Below are 25,002 nucleotides of genomic sequence, written 5' to 3'. Positions count from 1 at the left end.
GACCCGGAAGTCGTCACCGCCCTGACGGACCACGCGTCGCTGATCACGGACGAGGTCCTGGCCACCGACTACGCGACCGGGGAGGCCGACGGCACATACGGCGACCCGTTCACGGACGAGTCCCTGTCCCTGACGTTCCGCCTCCGCAAGGCGTAACCGCCCGCCGCTCCTGAGGCCCGGCCCTCCCCGCACGGGGGCCGGGCCTCGGACGTTTTCCTCTCCCCGCCCCGCCCTTTCCCCGTTTCCGCCTCACACGCCGGCGGGGCTGAGATCAGCCCCGCCGGCGTTCGAGGCGCGGGGGTCCGGGGGCCGGCCCCCGGGAAGGGAAAGGGCGGGGCGGGGAGAAGGCCCGCGCAGCGGCAACCCGCGCCCCGGACACCAGCGGCACCCCGCCACCGCTCGCGCACGGGTACGGGTACGCAAACGGGCCGGGCCCGGCACCCCCGAAGGGGAACCGGGCCCGGCCCGTGACTGCTGACGCCGCCCGTAGGGCGAACCGCCTAGTTGTCGTCCTCGTCGATCAGGAAGCCCCGCATCGGCGACGGCGCCTGCTGCATCGGCTGCGGACCAGTCGGCCGCACCGGAGCCATCGGCTGCGTCATAGCGGGAGACATCTGCTGCTGACCACCGTACGAGGGACCACCCATCGGCGAAGGACCGCCCATCGGCGAGGGGCCACCCATGGGCGACGGAGCGCCCATCGACGGGTTGCCCATCGAGTGCCCCATCGCTCCGGCCGGAGCCATCGACGGCGTCGGCGACGGCGGCAGCGCCGGACCGGCCGGGCTGCGCGGCGGGGCCAGGGAGTCGTCCGCCTGGGTCTCGAGCTGACGCAGCTGCGACTCCAGGTAGGACTTCAGACGCGTACGGTACTCACGCTCGAAGCCCCGCAGGTCCTCCACCTTGCGCTCCAGCGTGGCGCGGGCGGACTCCAGGGAGCCCATCGCGACGCGGTGCTTCTCCTGCGCGTCCCGCTCCAGCGCGTCGGCCTTGGCGCGGGCGTCCCGCTCCAGGCCCTCCGCACGCGAGCGAGCCTCGCCGACGATCTTGTTGGCCTCGGAGCGGGCCTCCGCGATCGCCTGGTCGGCGGTCTGCTGCGCCAGCGACAGGACACGGGCGGCACTGTCGCCACCGGGACCCTGCTGCGGGAGCTGCGGCTGCTGCATCTGCTGCATCTGCTGCATCTGCTGGCCCATGGGCTGCATCTGCTGGCCCATCGGCTGCATCTGCTGCCCCATGGGCTGCATCTGCTGGCCGAGCGGGTTCTGGCCGCCCATGGACTGCTGGCCCATCTGCTGCTGGCCGCCCATGGTGTGCATGGGGCCGCCCATCGGGCCCGGACCGCCCGGACCCTGCGGTCCGTTTCCGCCGGGGCCGGCCGGAAGCTGCGGCTGGCCGCCCGGAAGCTGCGGCGGGCCCATCTGCGGCGGGCCCTGCTGCGCCGGCGGGCCGGATATGGCCGCGGGCACAGGGGCACCGGGGCCGCCGGGGCCGCGCTGGTCCTGGGGTTCCGGCTTGCGCATGCCCTGCTGCTGCTGGTTCTGCGCGGCGGCACGCGTGGCGGCGGCCAGCTTGGCGCGCAGGTCCTCGTTCTCGCGCAGCAGGCGCGTCAGTTCGGACTCGACCTCGTCGAGGAAGGCATCGACCTCGTCCTCGTCATAGCCTTCTCGGAGGCGGACGGTCGTGAACTGCTTGTTCCGCACGTCCTCGGGAGTCAGCGGCATGTCTTCTTCACCTCTACGTAGTCGTCGGCAGTCGGCAGGACCGTATCGGGACTGTCCCCGCGCCTGCGGGGAAGCTCATCGTTCACACGCTTCTCGCAGCGGTGCTCACGAAACTGATGAGGATGTAAACGATGATCATCAGAACGAAGAAGGACAGGTCGAGTGCCACGCCCCCGAGACGCAACGGCGGAATGAATCGCCGGAGAAGCTTGAGCGGTGGATCGGTGACAGTGTAGGTGGCCTCAAGGACGACCACCATCGCCTTGCCGGGTGTCCATGAACGTGCGAACTGGAAGACGTAGTCCATCACCAGTCGGAAGATCAGCACGATAAGGAAGCACATCAGCGCGATGTAGACCACCTGCAGTGCGACGCCCATCCCGCGCTTCCCTCTCCCCTGCTCTCGCTCTGTCCCCGGCCCCGTGTCTGACGGATCGGTCTAGCTTTGGTTGAAGAACCCGCCCTCCGCGATGCGGGCCTTGTCCTCCGCCGTGACATCGACGTTAGCAGGCGACAGCAGGAACACCTTCTGTGTCACGCGTTCAATGCTGCCGTGCAGACCGAAGACGAGGCCGGCGGCGAAGTCGACAAGTCGCTTCGCGTCCGTGTCGTCCATCTCCGTGAGGTTCATGATCACCGGAGTGCCCTCACGGAAGTGTTCCCCGATGGTACGGGCCTCGTTGTAGGTCCGGGGGTGCAGCGTCGTGATGCGGTACGGCTCCCGCTCGGAGACGACCTTGGGCATGATCACGGGGGCGTTCTTCTCCAGGTTCGAGCGTTCAGGTGTGATGGATGCCACGGGGGCAATTCGCGCAGGACGTCCGTTTTCCAGTGGCAATGGGATGGGTTCCCGCTGCGCCGGAGGCTGGGTAACTCGTACCGGTTCGTCCGTTACGGGCGGTTGGTGCACGGGCTGCTGGCGCCGGCGATCCCGCTCCGGTTCCGGCTCGGGCTCGAACTCGTCGTCGGGGTCGTACCCCGGGTTGTCGTACCGGTCGTCCTCCACGAGGCCGAGGTAGACCGCCATCTTGCGCATCGCGCCGGCCATTCTCTGAGTCCTCCGCTCTGTGGTGGATCGCCCTGTCGCAGGTGTGTCGCTGTGTCACCAAAGTCACCAACTGCCCGCGATCCACGTGGTCCGTCCGCCCATCAGCGGTAATGACCATATTTTCTGCTGTGGTCCGACTTTCTTCGCGACGTTACCCGAGCCGGGGTCTCGCGCCGAGTACCGCAGTGCCGACGCGTACATGTGTCGCACCGGCCGCAACGGCCTGTTCCAGGTCTGCACTCATCCCGGCCGACACCATCGTGGCAGCCGGATGGTCCGCGCGCAGGCGGGATGACAATTCCACCAGCCGCTCGAAAGCGGCCTGTTCGCGTCCCGCGTAGGGCCCGGCCAGCGGGGCCACGGTCATCAGACCGTCGATCCGCAGTCCGGGTGCCCCGGCCACGAGGTCCGCGAGTCCGGCGAGCTGCTCCGGAGCGGCGCCGCCCCGGGTGCCGCGCTCCCCCGACTCGGCGTCGAGGGCGATCTGCACCAGGCAGCCGAGTTCGCGTCCGGCCGCCTCCGCGGCCGCCGAGAGCGCCGTGACGAGCTTCGGCCGGTCGACCGACTGCACCACATGCGCGTATCCCGCCACGGAACGGACTTTGTTCGTCTGCAACTGGCCCACGAAATGCCAGCTGAGCGGCAGATCCGCGCAGGCCGCAGCCTTGGGGGCGGCATCCTGGTCGCGATTCTCCGCCACATGACGGACCCCCAGGTCCGCCAGCAGTCGTACGTCGCTCGCGGGGTAGGTCTTGGTGACGACGATGAGCGTCACCTCGTCCCGTCCGCGCCCCGCGGCCGCGCAGGCGGACGAGATACGTTCCTCCACCCGCGCGAGGTTCTCCGCGAGCTCCGACTTACGATCCGTCATTCTTCTTTTCCCCCGGGGGTCCGGGGGTTTCCCCCCGGGCAAGCTCTGTCAACCAGACATATCCGGCAAGCCGCCCGGTCACCCGGTCGCGGCGGTACGAGAAGTGGTCCCGCGACTCCAGTGTGCAGACCGGCGAGCGGTGCAGGTTCACCACCCCCGCCTCCGCGAGCTGGGCGTGCACCCCGGCGACCACGTCGACGGACGGCGTCCCCCAACTCGTCTCGCCGTGGGCGGCCGGAACCTTCTCGGCGACCGCGTCCCGCATCTCGGCCGGCACCTCGTAGCAGCGGCCGCAGATCGCGGGGCCGGTACGGGCGATGATCCGTCCGGGCTCGGCCCCGAGGGAGACCATCGCCTCCACCGCGGCGGGCACGACCCCGGCGACCAGTCCGGGCCGGCCCGCGTGGGCCGCTCCCGCGACCCCGGCGACGGGGTCGGCCAGCAGGACCGGGGTGCAGTCCGCGGTGAGCACCGCGAGGGCGAGCCCCCGACGGGCGGTCACCACCGCGTCCACGGCCGGTACGTCGGCGGCGGGGCCCCAGGGTCCGGGGACCACCGCCACGTCCTTGCCGTGCACCTGGTTCATCCAGACCACGTGGTCCGGCGCGATGCCCAGGCCCCGGGCCGCGACCGCCCGGTTCGCGAGAACGGCGGTGGGGTCGTCTCCGACCGCGCCGCCGAGATTGAGCTCCTCGTACGGAACGGCGCTCACCCCGCCCCACCGGTCGGTGAAGGCGAAGTGGGCGCCGTTCTCGATGTGCTGGTCCAGCGTCACTTCAAGAAGTCCGGAACGTCCAGTTCCTCCGCCGGGCTGTCCTGGTACGGCCGGGCCGTCGGGACCTGCGGCGACGGGGCCGCGGCCTCGGCCGGAACCGCCTCGACCGGGGCCGGGGGCTCTTCGCGCGGGGTGACCGTGCCCAGTCCGCCGAAGGCCGGGCGCACCGGCTCGGCCGCGCGGGCCGGCGCCGGGGCCGGCTCCTCGCGCTTGGTGGACGCGGCGCCGATGACGTTGTCCCGGCGGGCCGGGGGCTGTCCGCCGTCGAAGCCGGCGGCGATGACGGTGACCCGTACCTCGTCGCCGAGCGCGTCGTCGATGACGGCGCCGAAGATGATGTTCGCCTCGGGGTGGGCGGCCTCACTGACCAGCTGCGCGGCCTCGTTGATCTCGAAGAGGCCGAGGTCCGAGCCGCCGGAGATGGAGAGCAGCACGCCGCGGGCGCCGTCGATGGACGCCTCCAGCAGCGGCGAGGAGATGGCCATCTCCGCGGCGGCCACGGCGCGGTCGTCGCCCCGGGCGGAGCCGATGCCCATGAGGGCCGAGCCGGCCTCGGACATCACGGACTTGACGTCGGCGAAGTCGAGGTTGATCAGACCCGGGGTGGTGATGAGGTCGGTGATGCCCTGGACACCCGAGAGCAGGACCTGGTCGGCCGACTTGAAGGCGTCCAGGACCGAGACCTGGCGGTCCGAGATGGACAGCAGCCGGTCGTTGGGGATGACGATGAGGGTGTCGACCTCTTCGCGGAGCTCGGCGATGCCGTCCTCCGCCTGGTTCGCGCGGCGCCGGCCCTCGAAGGTGAACGGCCGGGTGACCACACCGATCGTCAGGGCGCCGAGCGAGCGTGCGATGTTGGCGACGACGGGTGCGCCGCCGGTGCCGGTGCCGCCGCCCTCGCCGGCGGTGACGAAGACCATGTCGGCCCCCTTGAGGACCTCCTCGATCTCCTCGCGGTGGTCCTCTGCCGCCTTGCGACCGACTGCCGGGTTGGCGCCGGCGCCGAGGCCCCGGGTGAGTTCACGGCCGACGTCGAGCTTGACGTCGGCGTCGCTCATCAACAGCGCCTGGGCGTCCGTGTTGATGGCGATGAACTCGACGCCCTTGAGACCGACCTCGATCATTCGGTTGATGGCATTGACACCACCGCCGCCGACACCGATGACCTTGATGACTGCGAGGTAGTTCTGCGGTGCTGCCACGTCGAAGGCCTCTCGCCTCGAGTTACGTGTCGCCGCCTCGCGGGCCTGCGTTGCGACGACTGATGCCGAAATGTGGGACGGTCCGAACGCGCCGACCCGAACCCTAACCCTGAAGTTTAGGGTTAAGAGTGTGTCTGTTCCCTGGACTCTTCCGAACAGGACACTAAGTCGACAAGTAGCGCGTGTTCAACGAACACGCCGAACCTCCCGTTTTTCTTTTCACCCTATGTGATCACCCGTATCGGTGGCCAACCAGGGTGCGTCGCTGTTCGACCCGACGTCAACTCCCGGACACCGCAGGGGCGGTGGGGACGCTCACGTCAAAGTGGTCAGCCTTGGGCGCCGCTTTCAGCAGGGCCGTCAGCGCACGGCCCTTCGCCTCGCCCTGTTCGCCGCTCCCCCACACCACGGTCCGGCCCCGGGCCAACTCCAGTACGACCGAGTCGTACGACCCCACCTTGACCTGCACGGTCTCCTTGGCGACCGCCTCGGGGAGGTCTCCGGCGACGCCCACCGCCTCGTGCAGCAGCCGCTCCTCGTCGAAGCGGCGGCCGCTCGGCGACTGCGCCGCGGACAATTCGAGGACCGGAACGCCCGCGGGTGCTTTCGGAACCGTGTCGAATCGCACACCCGAAGCGTCCACTTCCACGAAGTTGGCGTCCTTTTTGATGAGCAGGACCGGTTTGCGCTCCGTCACTTTCAGCCCGATTCCGCGCGGCCAGGCGCGCACCACGTCGACCGAATCGACGCGGGGCAGCCGGCTGCGGACCCGGCCCGCGATCTCGTCGGTGTCCACGGTCACCAGCGGCGCCCCGACGGGTACGGCCGCGGCGGCCAGCACCTGCTCGGGGGTCAGCACCCGGGTTCCGCTTGCGGTCACCTTCTCGACCCGGAGCCAGGAGGAGCCGTAGAGCACCCAGCTGCCGCCCCCGACGAGGAGCACCGCGGCGAGGAGGCACAGCAGCACGGGGCCCCGGTGCCGCATGCGCCGGACGAGGCGCTGCAGACCGGGGCCCCGCGGGCCGGAACCCTTCGACGACCCCGACGACCTGGGCGGCTTGGGCGGTTTGGGAGAGCCGGAGCCCTTGCCCTTCCGGGCGGACCCGGGATTGCCGCGCTGTGCGGTGGTCGCTCCGGCCACTCCTGTGCCTCCTGCGCTAGCGGTTCCTGTGGGCGGCGATCGCCTCGTACACCATCGCAACCAGCAGCTCGTCGGCGTCCCGGCGGCCGAACTCGGCGGCGGCGCGGGACATCTCGTACAGGCGGTGCGGGTCGGCGAGCACCGGGAGGACCTGGCTGAGCACCCACTCGGGCGTCAGCTCCGCGTCGTCGACGAGCAGGCCACCGCCGGCCTTGACCACCGGCTGGGCGTTGAGCCGCTGTTCGCCGTTGCCGATCGGCAGCGGGACGTACGCGGCGGGCAGCCCGACGGCGGAGAGTTCGGCGACGGTCATCGCGCCCGCGCGGCACAGCATCATGTCGGCGGCGGCGTACGCGAGATCCATCCGGTCCACGTACGGTACCGGCACATACGGCGGCATCCCGGGCATGTTGTCGACACGCGGCAGTTCGTTCTTCGGGCCGACCGCGTGCAGGATCTGGATCCCTGAGCGCTGGAGGGTCGGCGCGACCTGCTGGATCACCTCGTTGAGGCGGCGGGCGCCCTGCGAGCCGCCGGAGACCAGCAGGGTCGGCAGGTTGGGGTCCAGGCCGAAGGCGGCGCGCGCCTCCGGGCGGACCGCGGCCCGGTCCAGGGTGGAGATGCTGCGGCGCAGCGGGATGCCCACGTAGCGGGCGCCCCGCAGCTTGCTGTCGGGGGTGGAGACCGCGACGGCGTGCGCGTAGCGGGAGCCGATCTTGTTGGCCAGTCCGGGCCGGGCGTTGGCCTCGTGGACGATGATCGGCACCCCGAGCCGCTTGGCGGCGAGGTAGCCGGGCAGGGCCACGTAGCCGCCGAAGCCGACGACGCAGTCGGCCTTGGTGCGCTCCAGGATCTCCTCGGCGGCCTTGATCGTGCCGCGCAGCCGTCCGGGGACGGTGATCAGCTCGGGGGTGGGCTTGCGGGGCAGCGGGACAGCGGGGATCAGCCCCAGCTCATAGCCGCGCTCGGGCACGAGGCGGGTTTCGAGCCCGCGTTCCGTGCCGAGGGCGGTGATGCCCACGGAAGGGTCCTGCCTGCGCAGGGCGTCCGCGAGGGCGAGCGCCGGCTCGATGTGGCCGGCGGTCCCCCCACCGGCGAGTACGACATGCACCGAAATTCACCGCTCTCCGGACGGACGCCTCTTGACGCTCCGTCTCATCGACTTCCATCTCTGCCCGGTCCGCTTCCAGCCGGTCTTCGGCTGGCGCATCGCGAGCGCCGCGCGCGCCGCCGGCTCCTCCCGCGCGAAGGCGATGAGCAGTCCGACCGCGAACATCGTCGGCAGCAGCGCGGACCCGCCGTACGAGAACAGCGGGAGCGGGACTCCGGCGATCGGCAGCAGACCGAGCACCGCACCGATGTTGATCACGGCCTGGGCCGTGATCCAGGTGGTCACGCCTCCCGCGGCATAGCGTACGAAGGAGTCCTCCGTGCGTCCGGCCACGCGGATACCCGCATAGCCTAGAGCCGCGAACAGGGCGAGTACCGACAGCGTCCCTGCCAGACCCAGTTCCTCCCCGGTGATGGCGAAGATGAAGTCGGTATGGGCTTCGGGCAGTTGCCCCCATTTTTCCACACTGGCACCCAAACCGGAACCGAACCATCCGCCGGATGCGAGGGCGTAGATCCCGTGCACGGCCTGCCAGCACAGGTCGTTCCGGCCCGGATCCGTCGCACCGACGCAGGCGAGCCGGTCCATCCGGTGCGGGCTGGTCTTGATCAGCAGTGCGACGATCACACCCGCGAACGCCAGAACCGCGACGAACATCCGCGTCGGGGCTCCCGCCAGCCACAGCAGGCCGAACAGGATGGCTCCGAGGATCATCGCGGTGCCCATGTCCCCGCCCAGCATGATCAGCCCGAGCAACAGGAAGGCCACCGGGACCAGCGGCACCAGCAGGTGCTTCCACTGGCTCAGCAGCTCCTTGTCGCCCTTGCGGGCCAGCAGGTCGGCGCCCCAGAGGATCAGTGCCAGCTTGCCGAACTCACTGGGCTGGAGCATGAACGGACCACCAAGGGAGATCCAATTCTGGTTGCCGTTGATCGCCACCCCTATCCCGGGGACCTGGACCAGGACCATCAGGAACAAGGTTCCTGCCAGCACGGGATAGGACAGTGCCCGGTGCAGTTTGACCGGCATCCGGGAAGCGACCAGCAGCAGCCCGGTGCCGATCAGGGCGGCCAGGAACTGCTTCTTGAAGAAGTACGCGTCTCCCAGGCCCAGCTGGAGCGCTTTGATCATCGAGGCCGAGTAGACCATCACCAGGCCGAGCACGGTGATGAGCAGCGAGCTGCCGAAAATCAGGTAATACGCGGTGAGGGGCCGGTCCCAGGCCTTGCGCAACTGCCGCTGCGTACGCCGGAACCGTTCCAGCGGTCCGCGCCCGGCGGGCCGCCGCAGGCCCACCGCCGGACGCCTGCGGCCCTGCGCCTTGACCGTCCTGGCGGACTTGCCCGGCTTCGCGTTCTTGACGGACTTGACGGCCTTCACGGCGGACGGCCGCCGCCCCGGCAGCACTTGCTTGGCCGGCATGTGTGACCTTCCCCTCCACTCGTACGACGAGCAGCCGGTCGGGGAGGACTCGCCGGCCTGAGAACGGACCGGCCGGACCTACGCGCTCTCGGCGGCCAGTTCGCGCACCGCGTCCGCGAATGCGTCCCCGCGCTTGTTGTAGTTCGCGAACATGTCCATCGAGGCACAGGCCGGTGCCAGCAGAACCGTGTCGCCGGGCTCTGCGAGCCGGGCCGCTTCCCGGACCGCTGCGAGCATCGCCCCAGTGTCGGTCCGCTCGAGGTCGACGACCGGGACCTCGGGGGCGTGTCGCGCCAGCGCCTCGGCGATCAGCGCCCGGTCGGCGCCGATCAGCACCACGCCGCGCAGCCGCTTCGCCGACTTCCGGACGAGCTCGTCGAAGGTCGCGCCCTTGGCGAGGCCGCCGGCGATCCACACGACGGGCTCGAAGGCGGCCAGGGAGGCCTCGGCGGCGTGCGTGTTGGTGGCCTTGGAGTCGTCGATGTACGTGACCCCCGCGACCTCGTCCACATGCGCGACGCGGTGCGCGTCGGGGCGGAAGTCGCGCAGCCCGTCGCGGACCGCGCGCGGCGGGACGCCGAAGGCGCGGGCCAGGGCCGCCGCGGCGAGCGCGTTGGCGATGTTGTGCGGGGCCGGCGGGTTGACGTCCTTGACCTCGGCGAGCTCCTGGGCGTTCTTCTGTCGGTTCTCGACGAAGGCGCGGTCGACGAGGATGCCGTCGACGACGCCGAGCATGGAGGGGCCGGGGGCACCGAGGGTGAAGCCGATCGCCCGGCAGCCCTCCTCGACGTCGGCGTCGGCGACCAGGGCCTCGGTGGCCGGGTCGGCGACGTTGTAGACGCAGGCCACCGTGTTGCCCTCGTAGATGCGGCCCTTGTCGGCGGCGTACGCCTCCATCGAGCCGTGCCAGTCGAGGTGGTCCGGGGCCAGGTTGAGCACGGCCGCCGAGTGGGCGCGCACCGAGGGCGCCCAGTGCAGCTGGTAGCTGGAGAGCTCGACGGCGAGGACGTCGTACGCCTCCTCGCCGAGGACCACGTCGATGATCGGGGTGCCGATGTTGCCGACGGCCGCGGTCTTCAGGCCCGCGGCCTTCAGGATCGACGCGAGCATCTGGGTGGTGGTGGTCTTGCCGTTCGTGCCGGTGATCGCCAGCCACTCGGCGGGCCCGGCCGGGACCGGCCCGGCGTCGGCCTCCTCGCCGGCGTCCGCCGCAGCGGCCCGGCGGGCGGCGCGGAGTTCCACGCCGGCCCCGCGCAGCCGCCAGGCGATCTCGACGTCGCCGACGACGTCGACGCCCGCCTCGGCGGCGGCCCGGAAGAGCGGGCTCTCGGGCTGCCAGCCGGGCGAGGTGACGACCAGTTCGGTGCCCTCGGGCAGGGCTTCCCCGGCCCGGACCCCGTCGGGCAGGTGCCCCAGGCGGACCTCGATGCCCAGCTCCGCGAGTTCGGCGGCCTTGGCGCGGTGCGCGTCGCCGTCGCCGTTGTCGACGACGGTCACCTTCGCGCCGAGTGCGGCCAGCGCCCGGGCGGCGCTGATGCCGCTGATGCCGAGGCCTGCCACGGTGATCCGGCCCGGCAGACCGAACCGGCCCAGGGCATCGGGGCCGAGCAGGCCGGTCAGGTCGGTGGTGCTCACTTGTCGGCTGCCCATCCCGCGTAGAAGAGTCCGAGACCCACGATCACGCACATGCCCTGGATGATCCAGAACCGGACCACCACCAGGACCTCGGACCACCCCTTCAGTTCGAAGTGGTGCTGCAGCGGGGCCATCCGGAAGACGCGCTTCCCGGTGAGCTTGAAGGAGCCGACCTGGATGACGACCGACATGGTGATGAGGACGAAGAGACCGCCGAGGAGGGCGATCAGGAACTCCGTGCGGGAGCAGATCGCGAGACCGGCGAGGGCGCCGCCGAGGGCCAGCGAGCCGGTGTCACCCATGAAGATCTTGGCGGGCGAGGTGTTCCACCACAGGAAGCCGAAGCAGGCGCCCATCAGCGCGGAGGCGACGATCGCGAGGTCCAGCGGATCTCGTACCTCGAAGCACGCGTTGGGGTTCGTCAGGGTCTGCGCGTTGGCGCACGACTCCTGGAACTGCCAGACGCCGATGAAGGTGTAGGCGCCGAAGACCATCACCGCGGCGCCGGTGGCCAGGCCGTCCAGACCGTCGGTCAGGTTCACGCCGTTGGACATGGCCAGGATCATGAACAGCGCCCAGACCACGAACAGCACCGGGCCGATCGACCAGCCGAAGTCCGTGACGAACGACAGCTTGGTGGAGGCCGGGGCGTTGCCGCGGGCGTCCTTGAACTGCAGCGCGAGCACCGCGAAGGCGATGCCGACGATCAGCTGGCCGGCCATCTTGGCCTTGGCCCGCAGGCCGAGCGAGCGGCGCTTGACGATCTTGATGTAGTCGTCGAGGTAGCCCACCAGGCCCATGCCGGACATCAGGAAGAGCACCAGCACGCCGGAGAACGTGGGCTGACTGCCCGTGATCACCTTCGTCAGGGCGTACGCGATGATCGTCGCCAGGATGAAGGAGATACCGCCCATGGTGGGCGTGCCCTTCTTCCCGGCGTGGCCGCGCGGGCCGTCGTCGCGGATGAACTGGCCGTAGCCCTTCCGGGCCAGCAGCTTGATCAGCAGCGGGGTGCCGATCACGGTCAGGAACATGCCGATGACACCGGCAAAGAGGATCTGCCTCATCGGTCGGCGACCTCGCCCTCGCCGGCCAGCAGCGCCAGAGCGACCCGCTCCAGGCCGACCGACCTGGAAGCCTTCACCAGCACGACGTCACCCGGGCGCAGTTCACTGCGCAACAGGTCGATCGCCGCCTGCGCGTCGGACACGACCACCGACTCCTCACCCCACGAACCCTCGTTATATGCGCCCAGTTGCAGCCAGGACGCTTCCCTGCCCCCGACTGCGACGAGCTTGCTCACGTTGAGCCGGACGGCAAGCCGTCCCACCGCGTCGTGCTCCGCCAACGATGCGTCCCCGAGCTCGGCCATCGGACCGAGCACCGCCCACGTACGTCCCCCGTCGGCCCTGGCGGCGCCGCCCATCGCGGCAAGCGCGCGCAGAGCGGCCCGCATGGACTCGGGATTCGCGTTGTAGGCGTCGTTGACGATCGTCACGCCGTCCGCCCGCTCGGTGACCTCCATCCGCCACCGGGACAAGGTGCCCGCCTCGGAGAGCGCGGTGGCGATCTCCTCCACGGACATGCCCAGTACATGGGCGACGGCGGCCGCGGCGAGCGCGTTCGACACGTGGTGCTCACCGTACAGGCGCAAGGTCACTTCGCCGCACCCGGTGGGTGTGTGGAGTGTGAAGGAGGGTTGTCCTGCCGGTGTCATACGGACTTCGGTGGCCCGTACGTCGGCGTCGTCGGCCTCGCCGAAGAGCACCGTACGGGCCTTCGTCCGGGCGGACATCGCGCGCACCAGCGGGTCGTCGGCGTTGAGGACGGCGACTCCGCCCTCGGCCTCGGACGGCAGGGCCTCGACCAGCTCCCCCTTGGCCTGGGCGATCTGCTCGCGGCCGCCGAACTCGCCGATGTGGGCGGTCCCGACGTTGAGGACGAGTCCGATGCGCGGCGGGGTCAGGCCGGTGAGGTAGTCGATGTGCCCGATGCCGCGGGCGCCCATCTCCAGCACCAGGTGCCGGGTTTCCTCCGTGGCGCGCAGCGCGGTGAGCGGCAGGCCGATCTCGTTGTTGAGGGAGCCCGGGGTCCACACCGTGGGTGCGTGGGCCTGGAGCACCTGGGCGATGAGGTCCTTGGTGGAGGTCTTGCCTGCGGAGCCGGTCAGGGCCACCACGTCGGTGCCGAGCCGCTCGACGACCGCTCGGGCGAGGGCCCCGAGGGCCTTCTCGACATCGGCGACGACGATCGCGGGGACGCCGACGGGCCGGGCGGCGAGGACGGCCGCGGCTCCGGAGGCGACCGCGCGCTCGGCGTAGTCGTGACCGTCGACGTGCTCGCCGGCGAATGCGGCAAACAGGCTGCCGGCCTCCACCTGGCGGGAGTCGATGACGACGGGCCCGGTGATCCGCACGGACGGATCCGGTATGTCGTGGGGCCGCCCGCCGGTGATGTCGGCGATCTCGGCGAGGGAAAGGGCGATCACTGGTTCACCTCGGCCTGTCGGACGTTGCTGCCTTGCTGGCGTTCGATCGCGGCGCGGAGCACCGCGCGGTCGTCGAAGGGCCGTACGACGCCCGCGGTTTCCTGCCCCTGCTCGTGGCCCTTGCCGGCCACCAGCACCGTGTCGCCGGGCTCGGCGCGGGCGACGGCGGCTGCGATGGCCGCGGCCCGGTCGGCGTCGACGAGGACCGTTCCGCGCTCTTCGGCGGGTACGGACACGGCGCCCTCGAACATCGCGGCGAGGATCGCGAGGGGGTCCTCGGACCGCGGGTTGTCGGAGGTCAGTACGGCGGTGTCGGCGAACCGGGCGGCCGCGGCGCCCATCGGGGCACGCTTGGTGGTGTCGCGGTCGCCGCCGCAGCCGAGCACGATGTGCAGCTTGCCGGTGGTGACCTCGCGCAGTGCACGCAGCACCGATTCGACGGCGTCCGTCTTGTGCGCGTAGTCGACGACGGCGAGGTACGGCTGGCCCGCGTCCACCCGCTCCAGCCGGCCGGGGACCCCGGGGACCGCGGCGACGCCGTCGGCGGCGGTCTGCGGGTCGAGGCCGGCGGCGGCGAGCGTGACGATCGCGGCGACGGTGTTGGCGACGTTGAACGGGCCGGGCAGCGGAGCCGTGGCCCGTACGCGCTGCCCCTGGGGGCCGACCAGGGTCAGCGTGGAGTCCATGTGCCCGAACACCACGTCCACGGCGCGCCAGTCGGCGGCCGCATCGCCCGCGGCGGAGAACGTGACCACCGGGATCGCGGCCTCCTTGGCGAGGCGGCGGCCGTACTCGTCGTCGATGTTCACCACCCCGAGGCGGGCGCGGCGCTCGGTGAAGAGCTGCGCCTTGGCCTGGAAGTAGTCCTCCATGTCGGAGTGGAACTCCATGTGCTCCGGGCTCAGGTTGTTGAAGACGGCGACGTCGAAGACGCATCCGTCGACCCGGCCGAGCACCAGGGCGTGGCTGGAGACCTCCATGGCGACGGCCTCGACCCCGCGTTCGCGCATGACCGCGAACAGGGCCTGGAGGTCGGTGGCCTCGGGGGTGGTCCGCTCCGACTTGATGCGCTCGTCGCCGATGCGCATCTCGACGGTGCCGACCAGTCCGGTGCTGCGTCCGGCCCCGCGCAGACCGCCCTCGACGAGGTACGCCGTGGTGGTCTTGCCGGAGGTGCCGGTGATGCCGATCTGGAGCAGGCCCTCGCCGGGACGGCCGTAGATCGCGGCGGCGAGCTCGCCCATCCGGCCGCGCGGGCCGTCGACGGCCAGGACCGGCAGGCCGGTCGCGGCCGCGCGCTCGGCACCCGCCGGGTCGGTCAGCACGGCCGCGGCGCCGAGTGCGGCCGCCTGGGCCGCGAAGTCGGCGCCGTGCAGCTTGGCGCCGGGCAGGGCCGCGTACAGGTCGCCGGGGCGCACGGCACGGGAGTCGTGCGTGATCCCGGTGATCTGCGGCTGCTGCGGCGGCTGCGCGGCGGCCGCGCCGGGGGCTTCGATGCCCAGCAGGGTGGCCAGCTCGCCCAGGGGTGTCGGGCGGGCGGTCACGGGCCGGGGCGCTCCCGGCGGCGTTGCCGGGGCGTCTTCCTGGGTGGTTCTGGGCTGATCAGCGTGGGGCACGGCGGTGAGCGTACCGGGCGCGGCGGGCCGCTCGCGAAGTGAGGGCCCGGCCGTGCCACCGGCGGCCGTCGGGTTCCCGGGTTTCGGGGTGATCGTTGTCACTGATGGTGCCTCACGGATTTCTGGCGGGCCGGCGGGGCGGCCCGGGTCACTGGCCGGGCTGCGGGGTGGTCTGGGGGGCGGGCTGTGCGGCGGGCTGGGGGCCGGCGTCGAAGGTGACCGGGAGCCCGGCGGGGGCGCCTCCGGTCGGGGCGACCTGGAGGGTCTTGAGGGCGAACTCCATGACCGTCTTGTAGATCGGACCGCAGATCTGACCGCCGAAGTAGCTGCCCTTGGTGGGGTTCTGGATGGCGCAGTAGACGGTGATCCGCGGGCTGTCGGCCGGCGCGAAACCGGCGAAGGAGGCGGTGTAGCCCTTGTAGCGGCCGGTGGCCGGATCCACCCGGTTGGAGGTGCCGGTCTTGCCGCCGACCCGGTAGCCCGGGATGCGGGCCTTGGTGCCGGTTCCCTCCTGGTCGTCGACGACCGACTCGAGCATCTCGGACAGCGTCTTGGCGGTCTCCGGGCTGATCACGCGGGTCTGCTCGGGAGCCTGGGCCGGGGTGAAGCGGCCGTCGGGGCCCTTCGCGCCGCGGACCAGGGTGGGAGTGATCCGGACTCCGCCGTTGGCGATCGTCGAGTAGACGGAGGCCGCCTGCATGGCGTTGAGGGAGAGGCCCTGGCCGAAAGGGATCGTGTACTGCTGGGAGGTGGACCAGGCCTCGGGCCGGGCGAGGATGCCGCGGGACTCGCCCGGGTAGTTCAGGCCGGTGGGCTGCCCGATGCCGAACTTGTTCAGGTAGGAGTAGAGGACCCGGTTGGACTCGGGCTGGGTGGAGCCGAGCTGGCCGGTGGCCAGGATGGTGCCGATGTTGGAGGACTTGGCGAGGACCCCGTTGAGGGTCAGGTACCAGGTCGGGTGGTCGATGTCGTCCTTGAACAGCCGGTCGCCGCGGTGCAGCCGGTTGGGCACCTCGACGTGGGTCTCGGGGGTGGCCTTCTTCTCCTCCAGTACGGCGGCCATCGACAGCACCTTGGCGGTGGAGCCGGGCTCGTACACGTCCTGGAGGGCGGCGTTGCCCATGGCGGCGGAGCTGGCCTTCGACAGGTCGTTGGGGTCGAAGCCGGGGGCGTTGGCCATGGCCAGCACCTCTCCGGTGCGGGTGTCCTGGACGATGACGTAGCCGCGGTCGGCCTCGGACTTGGCGACCTGCTCGGTGATGGCGCTCTGCGCCGCCCACTGGATGTCGCGGTCGATGGTCAGCTCGATGTCCTCGCCGGGCACGGCGGGCTTCTCGCTGGATCCGGCCGTGGGCACGCGGCGGCCGCCGGACTGGGCGTACGTGATGGCGCCGTCCTTGCCGGCCAGCTTCTTGTCGAGGGAGGACTCGAGGCCGCCGGCGCCCTTGCCCTCGGCGTTGACGTAGCCCAGTATCCCGGCGGCCAGGTCCCCGCCCGGGTACACGCGCTTGCTGCTGTCCTCGTTGAACACGCCGGCGAGGACGTTGGCGCCGGGGCCGTTGTTCTTCTTGTCGGCGGCGGCCTTGTCGGCGAAGACCCGCTTGAGGTCCTTGATCTGGTTCCAGACCTGGGGGGTCTGGCGGCGGGCCAGGATCACGTAGCGGGTGTTCTTGGTCTTCAGGCGGGCGGCGAGCTCCTTGGCGTCCTTGCCGAGGATCGGCGCGAGGAGGGCGGCGGCCTGCTCGGGCGCGTCCGGGGCCTTGCTGTCCTGCGGGGTGAACATCTTCGGGTCGGCGGTGATGTCGTACGCGTCGACGCTGGTCGCGAGCGCGACGCCCTTGCGGTCGGTGATCTCGCCGCGCTCGGCGGCCAGGGTGTAGCTCGCGAAGCGGTTCTCGGAGGCCTTGGCGGAGTACGCGGAGGCGTCGACGGCCTGCACCTGGAGCAGCCGCACGACGAAGGCGAGCATGACGAGGGTCAGCCCGACGCTGACGAGGCGCAGGCGGGGCTTGGGGCTGCCGAGGCGGATGGTGTGCGGTTGCCTCGTGGGGGCGGGCCGCCGGGTCGCGGGCCGCGAATTGGCCCGTGCCCGCTCGCCGCCGCCGGGCCGCGCCCGCCCGGGCCCGGGCACCCGCCGCCGTCCCTCCTGGCCCCTCACGCCGCCACCCCACGGGGCCGTACCGCCGCCGCGGCCGAGGCCCGACGAGGCCGCCCACCCCCGGGGCTCCGCTCCAGATCCCGCGCCTCGAACGCCGGCGGGGCTGGATGCGGCCGCCGGCGCCGGACGGCACCACGGCAGGAGTGCGGGCTTGGCCCGCTGCAGGGGGAAGGCCCCGCCGGGGGTACCCCCGATGGGAGCTGGGGGAGGGTCCGCGTCACGACGTCACCTTCCGGGGGTCGGGTTGGGCTGAGGGGCACCGCCCGGCACGGACTGGCCGGTCTGCGGTGCGCCCGCCGGGCCGCCGCCGGCCGGGCCGGAGCCCGGGGTGCCGGCCTGGCCGCCCGTCTGGGGGGTACCCGGGGCGCCGGGCTGGGACGAGCCGGGGGCGCCGGCCGGCGGCGAGCCCTGGGTGCCGGGCTGGGGGGTGGGGGTTGCCGGGGGCTCCGCCACCGTCGCCGTCCCCGCGACCTTGCCGTCCGGGCCGATGAAGACCGGGCTGCCTCCCGGGACCATGCCCAGCTCGTGCGCCCGCCGCTGCAACGCGTCCGGCGCCGAGTACCCGTCCACGTCCCGCTGCAGCGCCTGTTCCTCGTCCGTGAGCGCGGTCGTCTCCTTCTTCAGCCTGCTCAGCTGGAAGGAGCCCTGGTTGAGCGCCGAGTTCAAGAGCAGCAGGCTGATCAGCCCGCCCGCGAGCAGCGCCACCACCAGCACGACGAACGGCGTCCGCGCCGCCTGCCCCGGAGGGCCGCCGCGCAGCCGCCCCAGTCCCCCGGCTTTGCTCACAGCCTCGCCTCCCGGATGCGCTCGACTCCGCGGAAGCGGGCCGGAGCGGCCCGCCGGTTCTCGGCGATCTCCTCCTCCGTGGGCAGCTCCGCGCCACGGGTGAGCAGCTTCAGCTTGGGCTGGTACTTCTCCGGGACCACCGGCAGTCCGGGCGGGGCCGTCGAGGCCGCGCCCGCCGCGAAGACCTGCTTGACCAGCCGGTCCTCCAGCGAGTGGTACGACAGCACCGCGATCCGGCCGCCCACCGCGATCCGGTCCACCGCGGCCGGGATCGCCCGCTCCAGACCCGACAGCTCGCCGTTGACCTCGATCCGCAGCGCCTGGAAGGTCCGCTTGGCCGGGTTGCCGCCCGTCCGCTTCGCGGCCTGCGGCAGCGCGTCCCGGATCAGCTCGACCAGCCGCGCGCTGTTGGCGAAGGGCTCCTTCTCCCGCTCGCGCACGATCGCCGACACGATCCGCTTGGCCTGCTTCTCCTCGCCGTACTGGCGCAGGATCCGCACCAGCTCGCCCGGCGCGTACGTGTTGAGGACCTCCGCCGCGCTGATGCCGGTCGTCTGGTCCATCCGCATGTCCAGCGGGGCGTCCTGCGCGTACGCGAACCCGCGGTCGGCCTCGTCCAGCTGCATGGAGGAGACGCCCAGGTCGAAGAGGACGCCCTGGACGGCCGGGATGCCCAGGCCGTCGAGCACCTCCGCGAGGTCGGCGTAGATCGCGTGGACGAGCGTGGCCCGGTCGCCGAAGGGCGCGAGCCGCTCGCCGGAGAGCCGCAGGGCCTCCTTGTCGCGGTCGAGGCCGATCAGGTGCGCCTCGGGGAACCGGGTGAGCAGGGCCTCGCTGTGGCCGCCGAGGCCGAGGGTGCAGTCGACGACGACGGCCCCGGGCCTCTCCAGCGCCGGGGCCAACAGGTCCAGGCACCGCTGGAGCATCACCGGGACATGTCGGGACTCGCTAGTCAAAGCGCCCTCTCAGATAACGGCGCGGCAGGCATACGCCGCGCCGCGCACGCGGAGTGTTACCAGGGGGCCGGGCGGCCGGTCAGGGCCGGGCTCCGGCCGGTTCGCGTCACTTTAGTGCAACGGTCGCCGCGGTCAACGAACCGCCCCGCGCGCCGTGCGCCCCTCTCGTACGGAACCCGCAAAAGCCGCGAATCACCCGAATGGCCGCCCTCGCCTCACTCCTGTGGGTTAGCTCACAACAAGGCCGGTTGACCTTCTTTGTCCATCCTCACTCGATGCCTTTACCCGCCGTGACCACTACCGTCGTATGCATGACGACTTCCGCATCCCTGCCCGCAGAGACCACCCCCGAGGCATCCAGCGGCGGCTCCGTCACGGACCGGCTGGTGGCGGCGAACCGCGAGTACGCCGCGGAATTCGCCGACCCGGGCATGGACGCCCGCCCCGTGCTGCACGTGGCCGTCGTGGCCTGTATGGACGCCCGCCTCGACCTCCACAAGGCCCTCGGCCTGGAGCTCGGCGACTGCCACACGATCCGCAACGCGGGCGGCGTGGTCACCGACGACACCATCCGCTCGCTCACGATCAGCCAGCGCGCCCTGGGCACCCGCACGGTGATACTGATCCACCACACCGGCTGCGGCCTCGAAAGCCTGACCGAGGACTTCCGGCACGAGCTCGAGGACGAGGTCGGCCAGCGCCCCGCCTGGGCCGTCGAGGCCTTCCGGGACGTGGACCAGGACGTCCGGCAGTCCATGCAGCGGGTCCGGACGAACCCCTTCCTGCCCCACCGCGACGATGTGCGAGGCTTCGTCTTCGACGTGCACACCGGACTCCTGCGGGAGATCGATCCCGCCTCGTGAGTGACACAAGGCCTGGGCGCCGTCAAGAATGCGGGAAGACGCCGCCCGGAAAACCGTCCGGGCCGGCGTCCGTGTCGGGGTGGGCCGGAGTGCGCCGAGGGCGTCGGCCCTGCAGAAAGGGCCGAGGAGAACCAGGTGACGACGTATGACGACCGAGCGAGCCTCGCGGATCTGACGAGCACCGCGGAGCGGGTGCGCCGCTCGGTCGAGAGCGTGATCGAGGGCAAGCCCGAGGTCGTACGCATCGCGCTGACCGTGCTGCTCGCCGAGGGGCACCTGCTGATCGAGGACGTCCCGGGCGTGGGCAAGACCATGCTCGCCAAGACGCTCGCGAAGTCCATCGACTGCTCGGTGCAGCGCATCCAGTTCACGCCGGACCTGCTGCCCTCCGACATCACCGGTGTCAGCATCTACGACCAGCAGCGCCGCGAGTTCGAGTTCAAGCCGGGCGCGATCTTCGCGCAGATCGTCATCGGCGACGAGATCAACCGCGCCTCGCCGAAGACGCAGTCCGCGCTGCTGGAGTCGATGGAGGAGCGCCAGGTCACCATCGACGGCACGACGTACACGCTGCCGAGCCCGTTCATGGTGGTCGCCACCCAGAACCCGGTGGAGATGGAGGGCACCTACCCCCTCCCCGAGGCCCAGCGCGACCGCTTCATGGCCCGCGTCTCCGTCGGCTACCCGAGCCCCGAGGCCGAGCTCCAGATGCTCGACGTGCACGGCGGGATCTCCCCGCTCGACGACCTCCAGTCCGTCGCGCACGCCCACGACATCGTCAAGCTGATAGAGGCCGTGCGCGAGGTGTACGTCGCCGAGCCCGTCCGGCGCTACGTCGTCGACCTGGTCTCCGCCACGCGCAGCCACCCGGACCTGCGCCTGGGCGCCTCGCCCCGCGCCACGCTCCACCTGCTGCGCGCCGTGAAGGCCTCCGCCGCCCTGTCCGGCCGGGAGTACGTGCTGCCCGACGACGTGCAGGCGCTGGCCGCCCCCGTCCTCGCGCACCGGCTGCTGCCGACCGCGCAGGCCCAGCTGAACCGGCGCACCGCCGAGCAGGTCGTCCACGACATCCTCCAGCGGACCCCCGTCCCCGCCGCGCACGCCCGCGGCGAGATGCCGCCCGGCGCGGGCATCCGGAGCTTCTGATGAGCGCCGGTGCCCCGCGCGGCGCCGGCGGCGAGGGCCGGGGTGCCGGCGGGCTGCGCGCCTCGCTGGCGGGGCTGACCACCCGCGGCCGGTCCTTCCTGGCCGCCGGGGTCGCCGCCGCCCTGTGCGCGTACGTACTCGGCCAGGGCGAACTGCTCCGGGTCGGGCTGCTGCTCGCCGTGCTGCCGCTGGTCTGCGTCCTCGCCCTGCACCGCACCCGCCACCGGGTCTCCGGCAGCCGCCGGCTGACCCCGATGCGGGTGCCCGCGGGTTCCGAGGCCCGGGTCCAGCTGCGCATGGAGAACGTCTCCCGGCTGCCCACCGGGCTGCTCATGCTCCAGGACCGGGTGCCCTACGTACTCGGGCCCCGGCCCCGCTTCGTCCTGGACCGGGTCGAGCCCGGCGGGCGCCGCGAGGTGTCCTACCGGGTCCGCTCCGACCTGCGCGGCCGCTATCCGCTGGGCCCGCTCCAGCTGCGGCTGACCGACCCCTTCGGGCTGGTCGAGCTGACCCGCTCGTTCAGCACGTACGACACGCTCACCGTCATCCCCCGCACCGAGGTGCTGCCCCCGGTCCGGCTGACCGGCGAGACCTCCGGCTACGGCGACGGCAGCCGCCGCTCCCTGGCCCTGGCCGGCGACGACGACGTGATCCCGCGCGGCTACCGGCGCGGCGACGACCTGCGCCGGGTGCACTGGCGCTCCACCGCCCGCTACGGCGAGCTGATGGTGCGCCGCGAGGAGCAGCCGCAGCGCAGCAGGGCCACGGTCCTGCTGGACACCCGCGGCGTCGCCTTCGAGGGCGCCGGACCGGACTCCGCGTTCGAGTGGGCGGTGTCCGGGGCGGCCTCGTCCCTGGTGCACCTGCTCGAGCAGGGGTTCTCGGTACGGCTGCTGACGGACACCGGGACCTCGGTGCCCGGCGACGGGGGCGGCTTCTCCTCCGGCGGGCAGGAGTCCGCGGAGGCCGCCGGGCTGATGATGGACACCCTCGCGGTCGTCGGGCACTCCGACGGCGCCGGCCTCTCGCGCGCGTACGACGCGGTGCGCAGCGGCGGTGGCGGCGGGGGCTTCGGCGGATCCGGCGGTGACGGGCTCCTCATCGCCTTCTTCGGGGACCTGGACGACGTACAGACGGAACTGGCGGCCAAGATGCGCGTGCGCTGCAGCGGCGCGGTGGCCTTCGTGCTGGACTCCGCGCTCTGGTCCGGGCGGCCCTCGCGCGTGGAGGCGCGGGTGCGCAGGCTGCGCGACGCGGGCTGGACGGCGCTGGCCGCACCGCCCGGGGTGGCGTTCGGGGAGCTGTGGCGGCAGGCCGGGAACGCTCCGCTCGGCACGGGTACTTCCGGAGGTTGGGGATGAGCGGGCGAGCGCGCGTGACGCTCTTCGCGGTGCTGGCGACCCTGCTCACCTCGTGGTCGCTGGCCTCGCTGGTGGACTCGGCGGGCTGGCTGCTGCAGGCAGCGGTGCTGCTGGCCGTGCAGAGCGGGGTCGGGGCCGGGGCCCGGCGGGTGCCGCTGGGGCGCACGCTGACCGTGGCCTCGCAGGTCCTGGTGTCGCTGCTGGTCCTCATGTTCCTGTTCGCGGGCAAGGGCGAATCCACCGGGACCGGGCCGATGGCCTACCTGGTGACGGATGTCGGCGCCCTGTTCCGGCGGGGCGTGCAGGACGTCGGCGAGTTCGCGATCCCGGCGCCGCTGACGGATGGCATCCGGCTGCTCCTGCTGGCCGGGGTGCTGCTGATCGGGCTGCTGGTGGACCTGCTCGCGGTTACCCTGCGGACCGCTGCCGCGGCCGGACTGCCGCTGCTCGCGCTGTACTCGGTGGCCGCGGGGCTCTCCGGCGGCGCCGGCGCCTCCGCGGTCTCCTTCCTGCTGGCCGGCTGCGGCTACCTGTTGCTGCTGCTGGCCGAGGGCCGCGACCGGCTCGCCCAGTGGGGCCGGATCTTCGGCGCGGCCCCGAGCGGGCGGGTGTCGGCGGCCTCGGGGTACGGGGGCGGCGGCGCGGGCACGGGCCAGGCGCTGGCCCCCGTACGCACGGGGCGGCGGATCGGCGCGGTGGCGCTGGGGATCGCGCTGGCGGTACCGGCGGCGCTGCCGGCGCTCGGCGGCGGGCTGCTGGGCGCGCAGGGCGAGGCCGAGGGTGGCGGCACCGGCGTCGGCGGGACGATCTCGGCGGTCAACCCGCTGGTCTCCCTGCAGGGCAGCCTGAACGCGCAGGACAACCGGGTCGTGCTGAAGTACCGCACGGACAGCCCGCAGCTCGGCGAGCAGTACCTGCGGATCCTGGCGCTGGACGAGTTCAACGGCGTCAAGTGGGAGGCCTCCGGGCGCGCCCTGACCGACGTGCCGGAGCGGCTGCCGGCCCCGCCGGGGCTGAGCGAGCAGGTCCGGGCGACCGGGACCGAGGTACGGACGAGCATCTCGGCGGCGGACACGTACGCGCAGCGCTACCTGCCGATGCCGTACCCGGCGACGGGCGTGGACATCCCCGGCAAGTGGCGGTTCGAGCCGGCCGGCCGGACCCTGGTCGGCGACCAGCTGGGCAAGGACAAGTTCCAGAACGTCCAGGGCGCCATGTACACGGTGCGCAGCCTGCTGCTGCGGCCGACGGCGGTGGAGCTGCAGGCGGCGCCGGAGGCGAATCCGGAGATCAAGGCCGAGTACACGAAGCTTCCGGACAATCTGCCTGCCGTGGTCGCCGATACGGCCCGCCAGGTCACGAAGGGTTCGAAGGACGACTACACGCGGGCGGTGAAGCTGCAGGACTACTTCGCCGTGAACGGTGGATTCCGCTACGACACGAAGGTGGCCTCGGGTACGGGGCCGCAGGCCATCGCCCGGTTCCTCGCGGACAAGGAGGGGTTCTGCATCCACTTCGCGTTCTCGATGGCGGCGATGTCGCGCTCGCTCGGGATCCCGGCGCGGGTCGCGGTGGGGTTCACGCCCGGCGAGAAGCAGTCCGACGGCAGCGTGAACGTGTCGATGCGGGACGCGCACGCGTGGCCCGAGCTGTACTTCGAGGGCGCGGGCTGGACCCGGTTCGAGCCGACGCCGCGCCAGGGCATCACGATCCCGGACTACTCCCGGGCCGAGACCCCGGCGGCCCAGCCGTCCGCGCCGACGGCGCTGCCCTCGCAGGGCGCGACGCAGCCGTCGGCGGCGCCGTCCAAGGCCGAGGACTGCCCGCCGGAGCTGAAGAAGCTGGGCGAGTGCGGGGCTGCGGGGGCGCAGCAGAACGCGGGTTCGGGGGGTGGCGGCCCGTCGCTGACCACCGCCTTGACGTGGACCCTGTCCCTGCTGGTCGTGCTGGTCCTCCCCCTGCTCCCCCTGCTGTGGCGCAGGCGGGTCCGCGCACGCCGTCTGTCGGGCGGGGCGGTTCTGGAGGCCTGGGAGGAGCTGGGTGACGCGGCGTGGGACGTGGGCATCGCCCCTGACGAGGCCCTGTCGCCGCGGCGGGCGGCGGGCCGTGTGGTGGTCCTGGGCCGCCTGGAGCGGGACGCGGCGGATGCGGTGCACCGGGTTGCGGGGGCGGTGGAGCGGGCGCTGTACGCCCCGCCCGGCGCGGAGGTCTCGTACGCGACCCTGGCGGCGGACGTCCTGCTGGCCCGGGCGGCCCTCCTCGGCTCGGTGAGCCGAGGACCGCGCCTGCGCGCGCTGCTCCTCCCCCGCTCGGCGGTGCGCCTGCGCTGGTCGGCATCGGCCCGGTGGACCGCCTTGAAGGCCCGCGCCACACCCCCGCTGACCCGGGCCTCGGCCCTCCTCTCCCGTCTCCCCCTCCGGGGCCGGGGCTGAGGCGGAGGCGGAGACCCTGCGGGCTGCTTCTCCCCGCCCCGCCCTTCTCCCTCCCCCGGCCACCGCCGGGAGGGTGCCCCCGCCCCCGTAACGGCGACAGCGCGGCGAGGCTCGATCCCCCCGAGCCCCGCCGCGCTGCGTTACGCCCCCGCTCACGGCGAAGGTACCCGGCCCGCACCCGCCGCCCCGTGTCGGCGGTCCGGACCGGGTCCCCGTCCGTTGTCCCCAGTCTGGCGTCCGCGCAGGTGGGGGCCCATCCGCCCGCGT

The 25,002-nt window shown here is 72.2% G+C and carries 20 protein-coding genes; 4 read left to right on the top strand and 16 right to left on the bottom strand.

The features are described from left to right. Positions 1–500 precede the first annotated feature (500 nt). The 16 genes from ACZ5WG_RS30995 to rsmH form a co-directional block, all read right to left on the bottom strand. Positions 501–1,724 carry a DivIVA domain-containing protein gene (locus ACZ5WG_RS30995; protein ID WP_468727534.1) on the bottom strand — a complete coding sequence of 408 codons (1,224 nt, stop codon included), beginning with the start codon at positions 1,722–1,724 and terminating at the stop codon, positions 501–503. 82 nt (positions 1,725–1,806) lie between these two features. Next, a complete protein-coding gene (locus ACZ5WG_RS30990) occupies positions 1,807–2,103 on the bottom strand; it encodes a YggT family protein (RefSeq protein ID WP_030155988.1) in 297 nt (98 codons plus the stop codon). A gap of 60 nt (positions 2,104–2,163) precedes the next feature. After that, positions 2,164–2,772 (bottom strand): cell division protein SepF, encoded by a 609-nt coding sequence (locus ACZ5WG_RS30985; RefSeq protein WP_266630095.1) that lies wholly within the window; start codon positions 2,770–2,772, stop codon positions 2,164–2,166. 151 nt (positions 2,773–2,923) lie between these two features. Beyond that, positions 2,924–3,643, bottom strand: coding sequence for a YggS family pyridoxal phosphate-dependent enzyme (locus ACZ5WG_RS30980; RefSeq protein ID WP_468727532.1), 720 nt, complete (start codon positions 3,641–3,643; stop codon positions 2,924–2,926). Then, a complete protein-coding gene (gene pgeF, locus ACZ5WG_RS30975) occupies positions 3,630–4,418 on the bottom strand; it encodes a peptidoglycan editing factor PgeF (RefSeq protein WP_468727531.1) in 789 nt (262 codons plus the stop codon). Before pgeF ends, ACZ5WG_RS30980 begins: the two co-directional genes overlap by 14 nt. Continuing rightward, positions 4,415–5,620 (bottom strand): cell division protein FtsZ, encoded by a 1,206-nt coding sequence (gene ftsZ / locus ACZ5WG_RS30970; RefSeq protein WP_266667873.1) that lies wholly within the window; start codon positions 5,618–5,620, stop codon positions 4,415–4,417. The genes pgeF and ftsZ overlap by 4 nt, the downstream gene beginning before the upstream one ends. Positions 5,621–5,900: 280 nt before the next feature. Further along, the gene (locus tag ACZ5WG_RS30965; protein ID WP_468727529.1) at positions 5,901–6,761 is read right to left on the bottom strand and encodes a cell division protein FtsQ/DivIB; all 861 of its coding nucleotides are present in this window, start codon (positions 6,759–6,761) and stop codon (positions 5,901–5,903) included. Positions 6,762–6,777: 16 nt separating this feature from the next. Next, a complete protein-coding gene (gene murG / locus ACZ5WG_RS30960) occupies positions 6,778–7,872 on the bottom strand; it encodes an undecaprenyldiphospho-muramoylpentapeptide beta-N-acetylglucosaminyltransferase (protein ID WP_266993987.1) in 1,095 nt (364 codons plus the stop codon). A 6-nt stretch (positions 7,873–7,878) separates the two neighbouring features. Further along, positions 7,879–9,294 carry a putative lipid II flippase FtsW gene (gene ftsW / locus ACZ5WG_RS30955; protein ID WP_468727527.1) on the bottom strand — a complete coding sequence of 472 codons (1,416 nt, stop codon included), beginning with the start codon at positions 9,292–9,294 and terminating at the stop codon, positions 7,879–7,881. 78 nt (positions 9,295–9,372) lie between these two features. Then, positions 9,373–10,944, bottom strand: a complete 1,572-nt coding sequence (gene murD / locus ACZ5WG_RS30950) for a UDP-N-acetylmuramoyl-L-alanine--D-glutamate ligase (RefSeq protein ID WP_468727526.1) — start codon at positions 10,942–10,944, stop codon at positions 9,373–9,375. Continuing rightward, entirely contained in the window at positions 10,926–11,996 is a 1,071-nt protein-coding gene (gene mraY / locus ACZ5WG_RS30945) for a phospho-N-acetylmuramoyl-pentapeptide-transferase (protein WP_054224532.1), read from the bottom strand. The genes murD and mraY overlap by 19 nt, the downstream gene beginning before the upstream one ends. After that, positions 11,993–13,417, bottom strand: a complete 1,425-nt coding sequence (locus tag ACZ5WG_RS30940) for a UDP-N-acetylmuramoyl-tripeptide--D-alanyl-D-alanine ligase (protein ID WP_468727525.1) — start codon at positions 13,415–13,417, stop codon at positions 11,993–11,995. Before ACZ5WG_RS30940 ends, mraY begins: the two co-directional genes overlap by 4 nt. Next, a complete protein-coding gene (locus tag ACZ5WG_RS30935; RefSeq protein ID WP_468727523.1) occupies positions 13,414–15,135 on the bottom strand; it encodes a UDP-N-acetylmuramoyl-L-alanyl-D-glutamate--2,6-diaminopimelate ligase in 1,722 nt (573 codons plus the stop codon). Before ACZ5WG_RS30935 ends, ACZ5WG_RS30940 begins: the two co-directional genes overlap by 4 nt. A gap of 46 nt (positions 15,136–15,181) precedes the next feature. After that, entirely contained in the window at positions 15,182–17,191 is a 2,010-nt protein-coding gene (locus tag ACZ5WG_RS30930) for a peptidoglycan D,D-transpeptidase FtsI family protein (RefSeq protein WP_468727522.1), read from the bottom strand. 225 nt (positions 17,192–17,416) lie between these two features. Continuing rightward, positions 17,417–17,977, bottom strand: a complete 561-nt coding sequence (ftsL, locus tag ACZ5WG_RS30925; RefSeq protein ID WP_468727520.1) for a cell division protein FtsL — start codon at positions 17,975–17,977, stop codon at positions 17,417–17,419. Further along, the gene (rsmH, locus tag ACZ5WG_RS30920) at positions 17,974–18,903 is read right to left on the bottom strand and encodes a 16S rRNA (cytosine(1402)-N(4))-methyltransferase RsmH (RefSeq protein ID WP_468727519.1); all 930 of its coding nucleotides are present in this window, start codon (positions 18,901–18,903) and stop codon (positions 17,974–17,976) included. Before rsmH ends, ftsL begins: the two co-directional genes overlap by 4 nt. A gap of 341 nt (positions 18,904–19,244) precedes the next feature. On the opposite strand from rsmH, the gene ACZ5WG_RS30915 reads away from it, so the two are divergent. From ACZ5WG_RS30915 to ACZ5WG_RS30900, 4 genes are all read left to right on the top strand, one after another. Next, positions 19,245–19,796: a beta-class carbonic anhydrase gene (locus ACZ5WG_RS30915; protein ID WP_468727517.1), complete on the top strand. Its 552-nt coding sequence runs from the start codon at positions 19,245–19,247 to the stop codon at positions 19,794–19,796. Positions 19,797–19,931: 135 nt separating this feature from the next. Then, a complete protein-coding gene (locus ACZ5WG_RS30910) occupies positions 19,932–20,942 on the top strand; it encodes an AAA family ATPase (RefSeq protein WP_266630069.1) in 1,011 nt (336 codons plus the stop codon). Next, positions 20,942–22,303, top strand: coding sequence for a DUF58 domain-containing protein (locus ACZ5WG_RS30905; RefSeq protein ID WP_468727515.1), 1,362 nt, complete (start codon positions 20,942–20,944; stop codon positions 22,301–22,303). The genes ACZ5WG_RS30910 and ACZ5WG_RS30905 overlap by 1 nt, the downstream gene beginning before the upstream one ends. Continuing rightward, on the top strand, positions 22,300–24,735 hold the full coding sequence (locus tag ACZ5WG_RS30900) for a transglutaminase TgpA family protein (protein ID WP_468727513.1): 2,436 nt from the start codon (positions 22,300–22,302) through the stop codon (positions 24,733–24,735). Before ACZ5WG_RS30905 ends, ACZ5WG_RS30900 begins: the two co-directional genes overlap by 4 nt. The last annotated feature ends 267 nt before the right edge of the window (positions 24,736–25,002 follow it).

It is taken from the genome of Streptomyces sp. NPDC032745 (assembly GCF_055579465.1).
The sequence above is the reverse complement of the archived record's forward strand: the minus strand, read 5'-3'. Positions and strand labels throughout refer to the sequence as shown.